Source organism: Ruegeria sp. CH6, assembly GCF_056537005.1.
The window spans coordinates 214,259-229,521 of the sequence record NZ_JBQFQS010000005.1 but is presented as its reverse complement, the minus strand read 5'-3'; the positions used below and the strand labels follow the sequence as shown (position 1 = coordinate 229,521).

The 15,263-nt window shown below is 54.3% G+C and carries 20 protein-coding genes and 1 pseudogene; 17 read left to right on the top strand and 4 right to left on the bottom strand.

Annotation, left to right across the window (positions count from 1 at the left end; all coding sequences use genetic code 11):
• Positions 1–263 precede the first annotated feature (263 nt).
• Positions 264–1,976, top strand: a complete 1,713-nt coding sequence (locus tag ACR0CW_RS13750) for an amidohydrolase (protein WP_480788203.1) — start codon at positions 264–266, stop codon at positions 1,974–1,976.
• A gap of 28 nt (positions 1,977–2,004) precedes the next feature.
• Positions 2,005–2,148: pseudogene (locus ACR0CW_RS13745) on the top strand (EF-Tu C-terminal domain-related protein); the annotation flags it as partial.
• A gap of 122 nt (positions 2,149–2,270) precedes the next feature.
• Here ACR0CW_RS13745 and ACR0CW_RS13740 read toward each other — a convergent pair.
• The gene (locus ACR0CW_RS13740) at positions 2,271–2,723 is read right to left on the bottom strand and encodes a hypothetical protein (protein WP_480788202.1); all 453 of its coding nucleotides are present in this window, start codon (positions 2,721–2,723) and stop codon (positions 2,271–2,273) included.
• A gap of 228 nt (positions 2,724–2,951) precedes the next feature.
• Here ACR0CW_RS13740 and rpsJ point away from each other — a divergent pair, with 228 nt between their 5' ends.
• Genes rpsJ through ACR0CW_RS13720 form a run of 4 tightly spaced genes read left to right on the top strand, consistent with a single transcriptional unit; the run spans position 2,952 to position 4,917 of the window.
• The gene (rpsJ, locus tag ACR0CW_RS13735) at positions 2,952–3,266 is read left to right on the top strand and encodes a 30S ribosomal protein S10 (RefSeq protein ID WP_008756422.1); all 315 of its coding nucleotides are present in this window, start codon (positions 2,952–2,954) and stop codon (positions 3,264–3,266) included.
• An 18-nt stretch (positions 3,267–3,284) separates the two neighbouring features.
• Entirely contained in the window at positions 3,285–4,010 is a 726-nt protein-coding gene (rplC, locus tag ACR0CW_RS13730; protein WP_170515968.1) for a 50S ribosomal protein L3, read from the top strand.
• On the top strand, positions 4,007–4,624 hold the full coding sequence (gene rplD / locus ACR0CW_RS13725) for a 50S ribosomal protein L4 (protein WP_170334382.1): 618 nt from the start codon (positions 4,007–4,009) through the stop codon (positions 4,622–4,624). Before rplC ends, rplD begins: the two co-directional genes overlap by 4 nt.
• Positions 4,621–4,917, top strand: coding sequence for a 50S ribosomal protein L23 (locus ACR0CW_RS13720; RefSeq protein WP_009176651.1), 297 nt, complete (start codon positions 4,621–4,623; stop codon positions 4,915–4,917). Before rplD ends, ACR0CW_RS13720 begins: the two co-directional genes overlap by 4 nt.
• 112 nt (positions 4,918–5,029) lie before the next feature.
• Here the strand turns inward: ACR0CW_RS13720 and ACR0CW_RS13715 are convergent, their stop codons facing one another.
• Positions 5,030–5,434: a hypothetical protein gene (locus ACR0CW_RS13715; RefSeq protein ID WP_480788201.1), complete on the bottom strand. Its 405-nt coding sequence runs from the start codon at positions 5,432–5,434 to the stop codon at positions 5,030–5,032.
• Between the two features lie 366 nt (positions 5,435–5,800).
• Between ACR0CW_RS13715 and ACR0CW_RS13710 the strand changes: the two genes are divergently transcribed.
• Together ACR0CW_RS13710 and ACR0CW_RS13705 are read left to right on the top strand one after the other, a co-directional pair.
• On the top strand, positions 5,801–6,481 hold the full coding sequence (locus ACR0CW_RS13710; protein ID WP_480788200.1) for a hypothetical protein: 681 nt from the start codon (positions 5,801–5,803) through the stop codon (positions 6,479–6,481).
• Between the two features lie 253 nt (positions 6,482–6,734).
• Entirely contained in the window at positions 6,735–7,769 is a 1,035-nt protein-coding gene (locus tag ACR0CW_RS13705) for a fatty acid desaturase (protein WP_480788199.1), read from the top strand.
• 258 nt (positions 7,770–8,027) lie between these two features.
• Here the strand turns inward: ACR0CW_RS13705 and ACR0CW_RS13700 are convergent, their stop codons facing one another.
• The gene (locus tag ACR0CW_RS13700) at positions 8,028–9,368 is read right to left on the bottom strand and encodes a phytanoyl-CoA dioxygenase family protein (protein WP_480788198.1); all 1,341 of its coding nucleotides are present in this window, start codon (positions 9,366–9,368) and stop codon (positions 8,028–8,030) included.
• A 431-nt stretch (positions 9,369–9,799) separates the two neighbouring features.
• On the opposite strand from ACR0CW_RS13700, the gene rplB reads away from it, so the two are divergent.
• The 8 genes from rplB to ACR0CW_RS13660 all read left to right on the top strand — a co-directional run bounded on the left by rplB (position 9,800) and on the right by ACR0CW_RS13660 (position 13,763).
• Positions 9,800–10,642, top strand: a complete 843-nt coding sequence (rplB, locus tag ACR0CW_RS13695) for a 50S ribosomal protein L2 (protein WP_008757664.1) — start codon at positions 9,800–9,802, stop codon at positions 10,640–10,642.
• Between the two features lie 3 nt (positions 10,643–10,645).
• On the top strand, positions 10,646–10,924 hold the full coding sequence (gene rpsS, locus ACR0CW_RS13690) for a 30S ribosomal protein S19 (protein ID WP_005980699.1): 279 nt from the start codon (positions 10,646–10,648) through the stop codon (positions 10,922–10,924).
• Between the two features lie 3 nt (positions 10,925–10,927).
• Positions 10,928–11,308, top strand: a complete 381-nt coding sequence (rplV, locus tag ACR0CW_RS13685) for a 50S ribosomal protein L22 (protein WP_155148675.1) — start codon at positions 10,928–10,930, stop codon at positions 11,306–11,308.
• On the top strand, positions 11,308–12,018 hold the full coding sequence (gene rpsC / locus ACR0CW_RS13680; protein WP_039523351.1) for a 30S ribosomal protein S3: 711 nt from the start codon (positions 11,308–11,310) through the stop codon (positions 12,016–12,018). Before rplV ends, rpsC begins: the two co-directional genes overlap by 1 nt.
• 12 nt (positions 12,019–12,030) lie before the next feature.
• The gene (rplP, locus tag ACR0CW_RS13675) at positions 12,031–12,444 is read left to right on the top strand and encodes a 50S ribosomal protein L16 (protein WP_058283513.1); all 414 of its coding nucleotides are present in this window, start codon (positions 12,031–12,033) and stop codon (positions 12,442–12,444) included.
• A 208-nt stretch (positions 12,445–12,652) separates the two neighbouring features.
• Positions 12,653–12,868, top strand: coding sequence for a hypothetical protein (locus ACR0CW_RS13670; RefSeq protein ID WP_480788197.1), 216 nt, complete (start codon positions 12,653–12,655; stop codon positions 12,866–12,868).
• 9 nt (positions 12,869–12,877) lie between these two features.
• Positions 12,878–13,099, top strand: coding sequence for an NADPH-dependent FMN reductase family protein (locus tag ACR0CW_RS13665; protein WP_480788196.1), 222 nt, complete (start codon positions 12,878–12,880; stop codon positions 13,097–13,099).
• A gap of 43 nt (positions 13,100–13,142) precedes the next feature.
• The gene (locus tag ACR0CW_RS13660; RefSeq protein WP_480742352.1) at positions 13,143–13,763 is read left to right on the top strand and encodes a 2OG-Fe(II) oxygenase family protein; all 621 of its coding nucleotides are present in this window, start codon (positions 13,143–13,145) and stop codon (positions 13,761–13,763) included.
• A 104-nt stretch (positions 13,764–13,867) separates the two neighbouring features.
• On the opposite strand, the gene ACR0CW_RS13655 is transcribed toward ACR0CW_RS13660, so the two are convergent.
• Positions 13,868–14,701, bottom strand: a complete 834-nt coding sequence (locus ACR0CW_RS13655) for a LytTR family DNA-binding domain-containing protein (protein ID WP_480788195.1) — start codon at positions 14,699–14,701, stop codon at positions 13,868–13,870.
• A 354-nt stretch (positions 14,702–15,055) separates the two neighbouring features.
• Between ACR0CW_RS13655 and rpmC the strand changes: the two genes are divergently transcribed.
• Positions 15,056–15,262, top strand: a complete 207-nt coding sequence (rpmC, locus tag ACR0CW_RS13650) for a 50S ribosomal protein L29 (RefSeq protein WP_010437082.1) — start codon at positions 15,056–15,058, stop codon at positions 15,260–15,262.
• The last annotated feature ends 1 nt before the right edge of the window (position 15,263 follow it).

The following is a 15,263-nucleotide window of genomic DNA, read 5'->3' as shown; positions in this document are numbered from 1 at the left end:
CGTCGTCTCGAAAATCATCGAGTAAGTCGCGCCAGCGAATATCCAAAGAAAGGGCGTCCCTCGGGACGCCCTTTTTCGTTTTTGCCTAAGCCAGCAGTAATGCTAACTTCTTTCGTATTGAGACATTGCAATTAGAAAGAGGTCATAAGATGCAATTTTCGGCGCATTCAGTTTGTCTTGTCGCAGCAGTTGCTTTCTCATCTACTTCAGCATCGTCACAAGAAATTGCGGATAGGATCTATCTCGGAGGGCCCATTGTTACGATGGACGATACGGCTCCGTCCGCCGAAGCTGTCGCAGTCAAAGATGGGCGCATTCTTGCGGTTGGTCCGCTGTCTGACTTGTCGGCGCATCAGGGCGAGGAAACCGAAACCTATGATCTGGAAGGGCGCGCTATGCTTCCGGGGTTTGTTGATAGCCACGGACATGTCGTCATGGGCGGCTTGCAGGCACTGTCCGCTAACCTTCTTGCGCCACCGGACGGGGATGTCATTGATATCGCCAGTCTGCAATCCACACTGACTGACTGGGCCGAGGAGAATAAGCAGGCCGTTGAACAAGTCCAAATGATCATCGGCTTCGGTTACGACAATGCTCAATTAAAGGAACTCCGTCACCCAACACGACAAGAGCTGGACAGGGTGTCCGAGGACTTGCCCGTTGTCATTATTCATCAGTCCGGGCACCTAGGCGTGGCAAACTCGAAAGCGCTGGAGTTGGCTGGTATCACGGCTGCTTCGGAGGCCCCTCCGGGTGGGGTCATTCAACGCGATGAAGCCGGTGAACCAAATGGAGTTCTGGAAGAATACGCGTTCTTCTCGGTTCTCGTGCCGATGTTGGGGAATTTGGGTGAGGAAGGTCTCGCAGCATTTGCCCGAGCTGGGACCGATCTTTGGGCAAAGTTTGGATATACAACCGGACAAGAAGGTCGATCTTCAGGTGAAATCGTCGAAGTTCTTAAGAAAGTTGCCGCCGAAGAAGGGCTTCCTATCGACGTTGTAGCGTTTCCGGATGTTCTCGAGTCGAGGGAGTATATTGGAGCAAACACCTCGGCGGATTATGACAACCGGGTTCGGGTAGGGGGCTGCAAGCTGACAATTGACGGTTCGCCGCAGGGCTTCACGGCTTTGCGGGATCGACCCTACTATGATCCGGTTGGAAACTATGCCGCAGGGTACGCAGGGTATGCCGCCATAACCATGGAACAACTCCAGGACGCCGTGAACTGGTGTTTCGAGAATGATTTCCAAATCCTTGTGCATTCAAACGGTGAAGGGGCATCTGACATGCTGATTGCGGCGCTCGAAGAGGCGCAGATCAAGTATGGCGATCCTGGCAACCGTCCGGTTTTGGTTCACGGTCAGTTTCTGCGAGAGGATCAAGTTGCCAGTTTTAAGCGCCTTGGTGTGTTTCCGTCGCTATTCCCGATGCATACGTTTTATTGGGGCGATTGGCACCGAGATCATACTGTTGGGCCGGTCAATGCAGACAATATCTCTCCCACAGGATGGCTACGCGAACGTGACATGATGTTCGGCACTCATCACGATGCGCCGGTGGCCTTTCCAGACAGCATGCGTGTTCTTGCAGCTACGGTTACGCGCCGTACGCGCTCCGGTGATATCTTGGGACCGCATCAGCGGGTAGATGTCATGACCGCATTAAAGGCAATGACGATCTGGCCTGCATGGCAGCATTTTGAGGAAGATGAGAAGGGTTCTATCGAAGTTGGCAAAGTGGCGGATTTTGTGATCCTTTCGGACGATCCTACTGCCGTCGATCCGGAAACGCTGGCGGAGCTCGAAGTGCGTGTAACCATCAAAGGCGACAAGGTGGTCTATGAAGCTGATGGCGATGTCAGAGAGGGGAATCTGCAATTCTCGCCATTTTCAAATGACCCTGTGATTGCACACCTTTTCATGCACGTGGTCTATCAGGGTATGAAGGTTGAAGCCCCGTGGCTTGTTAGGAATTAGCCTTTCGGTTTTGGGAAACTGAAACGTCACCGAGATGGACATGCCAGGCGACAACGTCGGCTTCACCGTCGAGCTGATCGCTCCGATCGCGATGGAAGACGGCCTGCGCTTTGCGATCCGCGAAGGCGGCCGCACCGTCGGTGCCGGCGTCGTGTTAAAAACCATCGAGTAAAGCGCGCTTGTCGCGCCTGGTTGCGGCAGGCGATTTTCCATGGGAAAATCTGCCAAGAGCAACTCGGCTGAACTAAAGAAAGCCGACCCATACCGGGGCGGCCTTTTTCTTATAGTAGCTCTTCAACTGAGATTTCGCCAAAAAACAATTAAACTGATAGTACTTGGAAACACGACCAAAAATGTAACTGCTGCCGCCAAGGCTGGCGCAAAAAGTACAACTACTATCATCCAACCGGGTGCTTGTATTAGGCCAAACCAAGCTCCTGACAGCGCAAAGAACAGAAAAGTCAAAATCAATACAACTCCTCCAATTTTCTTTGCACAGTTAAAAACTTCTTGAGGGCCTGACTTTGCCTCGTATCGCTTGAAATAGAGCATTGCTGCCAAAGATGCCCCGATCGCAAACGGTAGCAACAACAGTGAAATCTGGGCAATGGCCCCGATAGTGCCAAAGCGTCCGAAAGGCACTCCACGGGGTATGCTCATTAAATCATGGGAAAAAATGGAAATGAGATGAGATACCGCGATGCCGGGTATGAAAAACAGCCAAAACTGCCAGAATGACCTTGCCATCGACTCTCCCCGCATTTGAATAGCCACCCGCTTTGAATAGTGGTTATGAGGTCGCTTCGAGAAAAGGCAGGTAATACCCCCTTGCCAAACCCCACCAACCCCACTAATACGCGCGAGTTCTCATCAAGAACATCAAGGCGGGGTGATTCCCGCCTTTTGGGTTCGAAGAGGGTTGGCGATGCGCGTCTGTCCTCCTCTCAACCTCAACGCCTAAAAAAGGCTGTTAATATGCAAAGCCAAAACATCCGTATTCGGCTGAAGGCATTTGACTATCGCGTTCTGGATGCCAGCACGCAAGAGATCGTCAACACTGCCAAGCGGACCGGCGCGAACGTGCGCGGCCCGATCCCGCTGCCGAACAAGATCGAGAAGTTCACGGTTCTCCGTGGCCCTCACGTTGACAAGAAATCCCGCGACCAGTTCGAGATCCGTACGCACAAGCGTCTGCTCGACATCGTTGATCCGACCCCCCAGACCGTTGACGCGCTGATGAAGCTCGACCTCGCTGCTGGTGTGGACGTCGAGATCAAGCTGCAGTCGTAAGATCGGAGGGTATAGATTATGCGCTCTGGTATTATCGCAAAAAAAGTTGGCATGACCCGCCTGTTCATGGAAGACGGCAAGCAGATCCCTGTGACCGTTCTTCACCTGGACAACCTGCAGGTTGTTGCACAGCGTACCGCTGACAAAGACGGCTACACCGCCGTTCAGCTGGGCGCCGGTGCTGCCAAGGCAAAACGCACCTCGAAAGCCATGCGCGGTCACTATGCCGCTGCAAAGGTTGAGCCCAAGCGTAAGCTGGCCGAGTTCCGCGTCTCTGAAGATGGCCTGATTGATGTGGGCGCCGAGATTTCGGCAGAACACTTCCTGGAAGGTCAGAAGGTTGACGTTTCGGGTACCTCGATCGGTAAAGGCTTTGCCGGTGCGATGAAGCGTTGGAACTTTGGTGGTCTGCGCGCCTCGCACGGTGTTTCGATCAGCCACCGTTCGCACGGTTCGACCGGTCAGTGTCAGGACCCGGGCAAGGTTTTCAAAGGCAAGAAGATGGCCGGTCACATGGGTGCTGCCCGTGTTACCACCCAGAACCTGGAAGTCGTCAAAACCGACGCCGACCGTGGTCTGGTCTTCATCAAAGGCGCCGTTCCCGGACCGAAATCGGGCTGGGTCACCGTCAAGGACGCCGTCAAGAAGAAAGCACCGGAAGGCCTGCCTTTCCCGGCTGCTGTGAAATCGGCTGCAACCGAAGCACCTGCGGAAGAAGCTCCCGCGGAAGGTGGTGAAGCATGAAACTTGATGTAATCAAACTGGACGGCGGCAAAGCCGGCAACATCGAGCTGGATGCGGACCTGTTCGGCCTGGAGCCGCGCGCGGACATCCTGCACCGTGTGGTCCGTTGGCAGCGCAACAATGCGCAGGCTGGCACCCACAAGGTAAAGACCCGCTCGGAAACCAGCTACTCGACCAAGAAGATCTATCGCCAGAAGGGCACCGGTGGCGCACGCCATGGTGACCGTAACGCGCCGATCTTCCGCAAGGGTGGTATCTACAAGGGTCCGACCCCTCGTTCGCACGGCCACGACCTGCCGAAAAAGTTCCGCAAGCTTGGCCTGCGCCACGCTCTGTCGGCGAAAGCCAAGGCAGGTGAACTGGTTGTGATCGAGAACGCCGAAGCCGAAGGCAAGACCGCCGCTCTGGCCAAACAGGTTGCAAACCTGGGCTGGAAACGCGCTCTGGTCATCGACGGCGCGACCGTGAACGAAGGTTTCCTGAAGGCGTCGCGCAACATCGAAGGTCTGGATATCCTGCCGTCGATGGGTGCAAACGTTTATGACATCCTCAAGCGTGACACTCTGGTGCTCACCAAAGCGGCTGTCGAAGCACTGGAGGCTCGTCTGAAATGAGCGCGAAGGCAGAACACTACGACGTGATCCGCAAGCCGATCATCACCGAAAAGTCGACCATGGCGTCCGAAAACGGCGCGGTTGTCTTTGAAGTGGCGATCGACAGCAACAAGCCGCAGATCAAAGAGGCCGTTGAGGCGCTGTTTGGTGTGAAGGTCAAGGCGGTGAACACCACCGTGACCAAAGGCAAGGTCAAGCGGTTCCGTGGCCAGTTGGGCAAGCGGAAAGACGTCAAAAAAGCATACGTCACCCTGGAAGAGGGTAACACCATCGACGTTTCCACCGGTCTCTGATCGGACCCGTCTTTGGGATGAGAATAAGGCCCCCGCGAAAGCGGGGGTTTTTCTTTTGCCAGTTCAGAAGCATGTTGATCGAGAGATTTGGGTAAGTCTGCACCGCAGTCGTTTACTGAATCGACAGATCGATATTGTACCCAACTGTTTTACCGGCGTCCCGGTCATTGCCCATAAGGTAAACACGGATTGTATAGTCTCCGCTTTCGGGCAGATTGATTGTGGTGGTATTGCCGTTGATGGATCCATTGTAGATCGCGGCACCATCGCTGTCAGGGGGCAGGATGTTGTAGTAAATCGTGCCATTGCCGTTGGTATCGGCCACGTTCAGCTCGACAAACATTTTTTGGCCTGCATTGGCGCCAAGTTTATAATCGAAATACTCATCGCCAGTTATCGTACCGTTGACCATGGTTCCGTAGTTTCCGGGTGCAAACTTAACGTCTGCCACTCTTTGCGCCTGCACGGATGACCCGATTAGGGAAAGTGCAAAGACCAGTGGGAGTATCTTCTTCATGGTCGCGTCCTTTGAGCTATGGAAATCTTAGCGAAGCCTAGCATTGTGGCAGGCTATGGCAAATTCTCAGGTCAATAGAGTTGGAGTTTAGATCAGGCAGGGTGAATGATGCCGGATGTGAGAGCCGCTAAAGCCGTAAGAAAGGTCAAGCGGTTCCGAGGCTAACCGGGCGGTCGGAAGGTCGTCGAAAAGCATATGTGGGTCGAGAAGAGGGTGGCTCCATTAACGTGAGCGCCAGTCTTCGATCGGCTTTGCTGCACCAAAGCGTCCTTTGTGTGTCTATTGCCGTGAATGCTCAAGACGTGTCTTAGGTGTTTTTGCCTCTGAACTATGGTCGCCGGGGATATCCAAGTTACATTGAAGATCATGCAGGATATCGACAAAACACGGGAAAAGCTAAGCGAGAAAACACCTCTGTTCCGGCGTTTCCAGAGACTGTTTCAGAGAGCGGAAGTTAAGCACCCTGACGCTGATCTTGCTTCGAATCCTGATGTCGTGCGCACACAGGTGCTGAGGCAGATGCATGGGTTCAGTTCCGAGCCCTACTTTCAGATCGCGGATGAGAAGCTGCGGCTATTGTCGGTTTTTGATGATCTTAAATATGACCGGGCGGATGTGGACATGGTCTCTCCGGCGATGCGTAAGCACGTCGTTGGTAAGCTTGGGCCGCTGGGCTTTCGGCAGACCTCCGGCACGGTGTTAGAACATGCTGAGGCTGACATACGCGTGCACATCCCCAAGTTCCACGCCCTTGGTGCATCTCCTTTCGACATCGCGCGCTATACCCAGAAACGCCCACAGGACTATTGCTTGCTGACGCCCACGCAGGTGGCTTGTCAGTTCGTGGACAGCTATGAGCTGGACGATGCGGTGCAGCGGATTGAGGCGCTGATTACGAAGCACCCGATCAACTTGCTCAAGCTTGCGGATTATCTGGAAGACAAGCCCAAGCACCGTGCCTTTCGTGAGGTGCTGGGCCATATCAAGCGCCAGCAGCGCATTGCAGTGGAGTCCGAGCCGCTCTGCAGAAGGCGTTCGCTGGGGTGAGAGTATCGCTACCCATCGGAAGCACGTCAAAAGCAGAGATGACCATGGTAGAGAGCAACACATATCAGCCTGTCCAGCCGTCCGTGATCGGAAACGTCTTTGGAAAGAGGTAAAGGTCCTGCACATGTGGGGCCTCTTCTTAAGCTGCGACCCAGAAATTTGAGCGGCAAACAATCTTGTTTTGCACAATTCGCTTGCTATGGCGGGCTGGTAGTCTATCCGGCTTTCAACAAGCAAAAGACATGGCAGGCACATGACCGAAACCTCTCTCTCGACCCGGGAAAACCCGAATAAAACCGCTGCGCGGGATTGGGTTTCGACGCTTGCCAAATACCGTGAGCCTAATCAGTGGCGCAGTTCCTTTGAGCTGGGTGTCAGTATTATCCCATTTTTTGTGCTTTGGGTGCTGTCCTGGATGGCGCTTTCCGTCAGCTACTGGTTGGCATTTGCAATTGCGGTCCTGAACGCCGCCTTCCTGCTGCGCCTGTTTGCGATTCAGCATGACTGCGGGCATGGGGCGTTTTTCAAGAACCGGACAGTCAGTGATTGGGTTGGACGGATTATCGGCGTGCTGACACTGACGCCATACGATGTCTGGCGCCGAACGCATTCCACGCACCACAACAGCGCGGGCAATTTGGACAAACGGGGAATGGGCGATATTCACACGCTGACAGTGGCCGAGTACCAATCTAAGACACCCATGAACCGGTTCTGGTATCGCGTTTACCGAAATCCTATCACTCTGTTCGTGCTTGGCCCCGGTTATTTGTTCCTGTTCCAGAACCGCCTCCCGCTGGGTTTAACGGGCAGTGTGAGGTTCTGGGTCAGCGCGATGGGCACCAATGTTGCCATCCTGGCCGCTCTTCTGGCCGTCTACTACTTTGGCGGCATGATGCCGGTCTTGCTGATCTTTCTGCCGTCAACCCTGATTGCGGCAACTGCCGGGGTATGGCTGTTTTATGTACAGCACCAATTCGAAGAAACGCATTGGGATTCGGACGACGATTGGCAACTGCACGAAGCAGCTCTGCACGGTAGCTCACACTATATTCTGCCGCCCGTGTTGCAGTGGTTCAGCGCCAATATCGGCATCCACCATGTGCACCACCTGTATAGCCGCATTCCATTCTACCGCCTGACCGAGGTTCTGCGAGATCACGATGAGTTGGCGAACAGCAACCGGATGACCATCGGTGAGAGCCTCGCCAACGCGCGGTTGCACCTGTGGGACGAAAAACACCGCCGCCTGTTGTCCTTCACTGAAGCCCGCTCGCTTTATGGGTGAGCAGTAAATTCCGCGATCAGTCTGGCCGTCGGAAAGACACCAAATATCTTATGTGTCCTTGGGAGTGGGTAACACCGTCGACGGGTTCGCCGATCCCTGATCGGAGCCGTATTTGAAGTGGGCTAAAGGCCCGCGCGAGAGCGAGGGCCTTTCCTTATATTCTCGAAAGGGTGATGCGGTATTGCAGAATTTGTAAAACCGAGTTCCGCCCTAAAAAGGCGATGAACGCAGGAGCACAACCCTTACCACGAGCACTGCCTAATGGTCTTCCAGGTGAAGTTCGGGTTCAGCGACAGTTCCTGGAATACCCAGTGAATCGTAATAAACGACGACATTCTCGGAGAAGCTATGTATCACAATTGCTCGCCGCTCTAGCTCTTGTGTTTTGCGAGGGCTACCAGCGTGGAGAAGATTCTCGTGCCAAAATAGAACGGTTCCTTTTTTTGGTCGATAGATTTCGGGCTGGTACCTGTCAGCGATTTCCGCCCACTTCCCCCCAACCTTTTTACTAAAATCGTCCCAGTCACCATCGGTGACTTTTTTACAATCCGTATCAGCCAAATAAACCCGGTCTTCACGGTGTGACCCGGGGTAGACAACCAATTCACCGCTGCCGGGTTGGATGTCCTGAAGGGCAATCCAGATTCCACACATATAGCCAGCGGGGAACGGAGTCAGGTGGATGGTATCCTGATGTGCGTCTTGCTGACTCCCAAACACGAAAGTGAGGGTCTGCGAAGGTCGCGCATCTCCTTCTAGGATGAGGCTTGCAATTTCCTGTAGCTTTTCGTGATGGAAAAGCCTGCGAACCCCGGCTTTCTTGAAATGCAGATGTTCAATCCTTTGGCTGGAGCCGTATTCGTATCCGTCAACCTTTTCGGCGATCGCCTCATCTATCTCCGCATTAATCTGATCGAGAAGATCAGGCTCGATAAGATCCTCGAAAATCACGAACCCGTTATCGACGAAGCCCTCTAGCTTTTTCTGATAGTTGGCGTCGATCTCACCTGCGTTATGCCATTCCTTGACAATCTCCTTGGCGTTCTCCTGATCGAACCAGCCTCGTTGAGAGGTTTCTTTGTAAGGATAGTATGAGCTGTCACACAAGCCGAAGAAGGCTACAGGCACATCGAATTTCTGCATTTCCGAGGTAACCGCGTCAATCAGATCATTTTGCTTTAGCGGGTTTGTAAAGCTGATTTGAGCAGAGCCGAGTTCATTCACTCCATCATAAACGCGAAACTCGAGTAAGTTCTCGCCGCGGTCAACCAGATGCATGTGTGCACCGGCCGTAATAACTTCATTCGCGTCGGCGATATCTGTTTCAGCAAGCAAATTTTCTTTGTTGTCGTAGATTGCGCACTGTTTGGCGCGCTCTCGGAATTCTTCAGCAATTCGAACGTTAAAAACAGCAATATTGCCTGCGTTTTTTAAGTCGTTGACAAGATCAACAAATAGAACTGGTGCATTTGCGTCGGCCTCGACAGCTGGTGCCGACTGCAAGTTCTGATTTACATGGTCCGTGGAGGGATTTTGAATGGCCCTATCGGCAGAAGAGTCATTGCTGCCACCCAGGAATTGAAACAATCGTCGTAGCACGTCAAGATCCTATATCTTATGGCTTTTCTGTGTGGATTACTCTCAGAATCCAACCATTGCGTCAAGGCGCTTGCCCGGACCTGGGATGTTGATTTCTACAGCGGAAAGAGCACTCAAATCATCGTTTGCTGTTGAACGCCGCGAACGAAAATCTGAATGACCCAGTCAATATGGCTGACTTTTTTGACTGGTGGCCTCTTGTTCTTTCCTTTCTTCTCTTTTTACGGCAAACAACGCAAGTCGCGCGCGAAGATGGACTTGACCGTGTTTCATGCATCCTCTAAACGAACGCATCTCTCGGCCTCGGATTCGTTCCGGGGCTTCTGATATTTGTAACCGGGGACCTTCGGGGCCCTATACCCTTGGCACCTACGGGGGCCTATCACATAGCAGGGAAACCCCCTGCACTTGCTAAACGGAAGACAGAAAGCATGGCACTCAAGTCGTACAAGCCGACGACGCCGGGCCAGCGCGGGCTGGTGCTGATCGACCGTTCGGAGCTTTGGAAAGGACGTCCGGTCAAGTCTCTCACTGAGGGTTTGACCAAATCGGGCGGCCGGAACAACACCGGACGGATCACTTCACGCCGCCGCGGCGGTGGCGCAAAGCGTCTCTACCGGATCGTTGACTTCAAACGGAATAAATTTGATGTCGCGGCAACCGTCGAGCGGATCGAATATGACCCGAACCGGACCGCATTCATCGCACTGGTAAAATACGAAGACGGCGAGCAGGCATATATCCTGGCTCCGCAGCGTCTGGCTGTTGGTGACAAAGTCGTGGCATCCGCCAAGGCTGACATCAAGCCGGGCAACGCAATGCCGTTCTCGGGCATGCCAATCGGTACCATCGTCCACAACATCGAGATGAAGCCTGGCAAAGGCGGTCAGATCGCACGTGCGGCCGGTACTTACGCTCAGTTCGTTGGTCGCGATGGCGGCTACGCTCAGATCCGTCTGAGCTCGGGCGAGCTTCGCATGGTCCGTCAGGAATGCATGGCCACCGTTGGTGCCGTGTCCAACCCCGACAACTCGAACCAAAACCTCGGTAAAGCCGGTCGTATGCGCCACAAGGGCGTTCGTCCGTCGGTTCGTGGTGTTGCAATGAACCCGATCGATCACCCGCACGGTGGTGGTGAAGGTCGTACCTCGGGTGGCCGTACGCCGGTTACACCGTGGGGTAAGGACACCAAGGGTAAGCGTACCCGCAACAAGAACAAAGCGTCCCAGAAGCTGATCATCCGCTCGCGGCACGCCAAGAAGAAGGGACGTTAATCTATGTCTCGCTCTGTTTGGAAGGGTCCTTTCGTCGATGCTTACGTGCTGAAAAAAGCCGAAGCAGCGCGCGAGTCGGGCCGCAACGAAGTCATCAAAATCTGGTCGCGTCGTTCCACCATTCTGCCCCAGTTCGTGGGTCTGACCTTTGGTGTGTACAACGGCCAGAAGCACATTCCCGTCAACGTCTCGGAAGACATGATTGGTCAGAAGTTCGGTGAATACTCACCGACCCGTACCTATTATGGCCACGCCGCAGACAAAAAAGCGAAGCGGAAGTAAGTCATGGGCAAGGAAAAGAACCCCCGCCGCGTGGCTGAAAACGAAGCAATGGCGAAAACTCGCATGCTTCGCACCAGCCCGCAGAAACTGAACCTGGTTGCGCAAATGATCCGCGGCAAGAAAGTTGAGAAGGCTCTGACCGACCTGACTTTCTCGAACAAGCGTGTCGCGCAGGACGTCAAGAAGTGCCTGCAGTCTGCAATCGCCAACGCCGAGAACAACCACAACCTGGACGTCGACGAACTGATCGTCGCCGAAGCATGGGTTGGCAAGAACCTGGTCATGAAGCGTGGTCGTCCGCGTGCGCGTGGTCGGTTCGGTGCAATCATGAAGCCGTTCTCGGAGATCACCATCAAGGTGCGTCAAGTTGAGGAGCAAGCCTAATGGGACATAAAGTCAATCCGATCGGCATGCGCCTTCAGGTCAACCGCACCTGGGACAGCCGCTGGTACGCAGACACCAAAGACTATGGTGACCTGCTGCTGGAAGACCTCAAAATCCGTGAGTTCATCCAGAAAGAGTGCAAGCAGGCCGGTGTTGCCCGTGTGATCATCGAACGTCCGCACAAGAAGTGCCGCGTTACGATCCACACTGCACGTCCGGGTGTCATCATCGGCAAGAAAGGTGCAGACATCGAGGTTCTGCGCAAAAAGCTTGCTCGCATGACCGACAGCGAACTGCACCTGAACATCGTCGAAGTGCGTAAGCCCGAGCTTGACGCGCAGCTGGTTGCCGAGTCCATCGCTCAGCAGCTGGAACGTCGTGTTTCGTTCCGTCGCGCGATGAAGCGCTCGGTTCAGAACGCCATGCGCATGGGCGCCCTGGGTATCCGGGTGAACGTCGCTGGTCGTCTGGGCGGTGCCGAAATCGCACGGACCGAGTGGTATCGCGAAGGCCGCGTGCCTCTGCACACCCTGCGTGCCGACATCGATTACGCACATGCCGAAGCGATGACTCCTTATGGGATCATCGGGATCAAGGTCTGGATCTTCAAAGGTGAGATCATGGAGCACGATCCGCAGGCACGTGACCGTAAAGCACAGGAACTCCAGGACGGCCCTGCACCTCGTGGTGCTGGTGGCGGTCGTCGCTAAGGAGGGAAAGATATGCTTCAACCAAAGCGTACTAAATTCCGCAAGATGCACAAAGGCCGGATCAAGGGTCTCGCCAAGGGCGGCTCTGATCTGAACTTTGGCACCTACGGCCTGAAAGCTCTTGAGCCTGAGCGTGTTACTGCACGCCAGATCGAAGCTGCACGTCGTGCCATGACGCGTCACATGAAGCGTCAGGGTCGTGTCTGGATCCGCATCTTCCCCGACACTCCGGTCACGGCTAAGCCGATCGAAGTTCGTATGGGTAAAGGTAAAGGTTCGGTCGACCGCTGGGCATGCAAAGTCAAGCCTGGCCGCGTGATGTTCGAGATCGACGGCGTCAATGACGATATCGCCCGCGAGGCCCTGCGCCTGGCTGCGATGAAGCTGCCGATCAAGACTCGCGTCGTGGTTCGCGAAGACTGGTAAGCGATCCGGGGGCAACCCCGTTCGCTAAAGATTAGCCCCCGTCGGGAAACCGGCGGGGGCTTTCTGATTTGAACTTGAAGAAACCCGGTTCGCGATTAATGTCTCGGGTACCGAGTCGAGCCGGGATTGCGGAACCGCCTAAAGGTGGCCGAAGCCATGTCCGACGTTTCGCAGGCAAAACGAAAATGCGCGAAGTCGGGGCTAACAAATGTATCTCCATTTTCTTCACGGCACGGAAACCGGCACTTCGGAGCTTCTGTGCGATGATTTGCAATCCGCTTTGTCAGGCGAGGTCGACAGCTTTGACGATATCGAGCCTGCAGATATGCGTTCGGATCGGCTCTATGTTCTGGTCCTGTCGACATTCGGGTCAGGCGAACTGCCATTCACGGCGCAGGGCTTCTTCGAAAAGCTCAAGAAATAGAGCCCGGATTTGAGCCACGTGCGGTTCTCGGTGTTTGGGTTGGGCGATACTACCTTTGACATGACCTTCAATCACGGATCTGAGCAGATGAAGAACCGGATGCTGGCCTGCAATGCCCAAATGGTAGGAGAGCGGTGCTTGTTCGACTCGTCGTCGAATGACAAAGCTGAGGAAGTCGCATTTGCCTGGTTGAAAGGTATTTTGGCAGGCCAAGAGATGCCTCAGGTCTAGGTCACCTCTCGAACTTGGTGGCGGGCTGGTTTATAGGCGTGTCATGCCACAGATTGAATCACTCTTCGTTACCCGTCTTTATCGCGCAGCCCTCTCTGAGTTCGATCCCAAAATCGACGCGGAGGAACTGGAAAGCTCATGCCTTGTCATCGCTGAAGATGATGAGGCAGGCCAGGGATGGTGTGAAGAGAACGGCTATCCCGGCTATACAAGCTACGCCTCACTGACCGATCTGCCCTGGCGGTTTCCAATCTTCGCCGATCTGGTCTCGGCGCTGGATCAGCATGTAGCGACCTTTGCCAAAGATCTGGAGTTCGATCTGGGCGAAGGTGAGTTAAAGCTCGAGGACCTGTGGATCAACATTTTGCCCGAGGGTGGGATGCATTCCAGCCATCTACACCCGCACAGCGTGATTTCGGGGACGACCTATGTTGCAATGCCCGAAGGTGCTAGCGCACTGAAGCTGGAAGATCCACGCTCGGGACGCATGATGGCCGCACCGACGCGCCTCAAGGATGGGCGACGAGACCTCCAGCCGTTCATCTATATGAAGCCCAAGGTTGGCGATGTTCTGCTTTGGGAAAGCTGGCTTCGCCACGAAGTGCCTATGAACATGGCGGAAGAGGAGCGGATAAGTGTGAGTTTCAACTATCGTTGGGACTAAGCAGTTTGCAGCCGCCAAAAGCAGGCGGCCGCCTTGTTCGTGTTGATTGACGGCCCGGGTCAGATTCAGTGATAAATTAGGCTCCGAACTTTTGGCAGAAAGCCCTAATGCGCCTTTCCCGCTGAACGAAACCATTCCCGCACCGCAGGCAAGCGGCCTCGTGAGACCGGAATGTCGTCACCGGATCGTGTTTTAACGACGTTTCCACGAAGTTCCTCCGCTTCTTGGGTGGAAACCCAGAACGAGCGGTGTGTTTGTACGCCGTGGCTTTCGTTGACCTGCATGACGAAGTCCTTCATGCGGGCGCGGTATTGTGATGTCTTCCCGTTCGTTCTGACGATAAGATAGTGCTCGGCGCTCTGCACAGTCAGTATACTGTCCAGCGGCAATGAACGGCCGTTGAGAATGACGAACTCCGGTTCATCCTCCGGCACGGTTTCCGCCAAGTCTTCGTCGTTGCGCTGCAGTGGAAGTAGCCAAAGCAGTCCCACTGTTTCTATTATGTGTCCGATCAACAGGTTGCGCAGATAGTCTGTCCAGACAAGTGGTTCACCCCGCTTAGGTACGAGGTCCCCAAAAACCATTGGGAAGCACGTTGCGAAAACGGACAGGCCAACAATAAGGGGGCCGGTTGCAACAATAAGTGGTAGTGGTATCTGCAGACTTCGCCGCCACAGTCTGTCCACAGCTGAGGCCCAATGCGGAATGATAATCAGATAGAGTAATACGGAGACGCCCCAGTAGAACAGCCGCGACGAGTATTCCGGAAGGGACGGAAACAGTGTCGGATTCGCAAGGGCGATAATGATCAGGCTAACAACAAGAAAAGCTTTAACTCTTCTGCCCCGAACAAGGTCACGTAATTCACGTTGCGTGAAACGCACCACCTGTCCGTTCGTTAACAATATCTGATATTCACGACTATCGGCTTCTTGCATGGGTCACTACGCGGTACTGATTTAATTGTTATTGAGTTCCCTACTGATGCAAGCTGGCAATTTCGACCATAGCTAATGCGAAAGGGGGGGTGCGGGAACGGACTCGCAGATAGTGACAAGTGAACTGAACCAAAACCCTCCGTCGAATTGCCGACGGGGGGAATTTTTCGCCAAGATTGGCAAAGATGAAAATCTAAGAACTTTCCCTTGCCACCCACCCCCTAAACCCTTATACGGCGGCATCCTGCGTTCCCCCGGCTGAGTCGGGGGATTCGTATGTCTATCATTCATCCACCAGGTCAAAGGTGACCCGTGTACGGGGCCTTCTGGTGTTTTGAGCAAAGGAAAAAGGCGATGAACGCCCAAGAACTGCGTGACAAGACCCCGGACCAGCTCCGCGAGGAACTGGCCAACCTGAAGAAAGAAAGCTTTAACCTGCGCTTTCAACAGGCAACCGGTCAGCTGGAAAACACAGCCGGCATTAAAGCGGCCCGCCGCAATGCTGCCCGTGTCAAAACCATTCTGAACGAAAAGGCCGCTGCTGCGGCATCCGAGGAGTAAT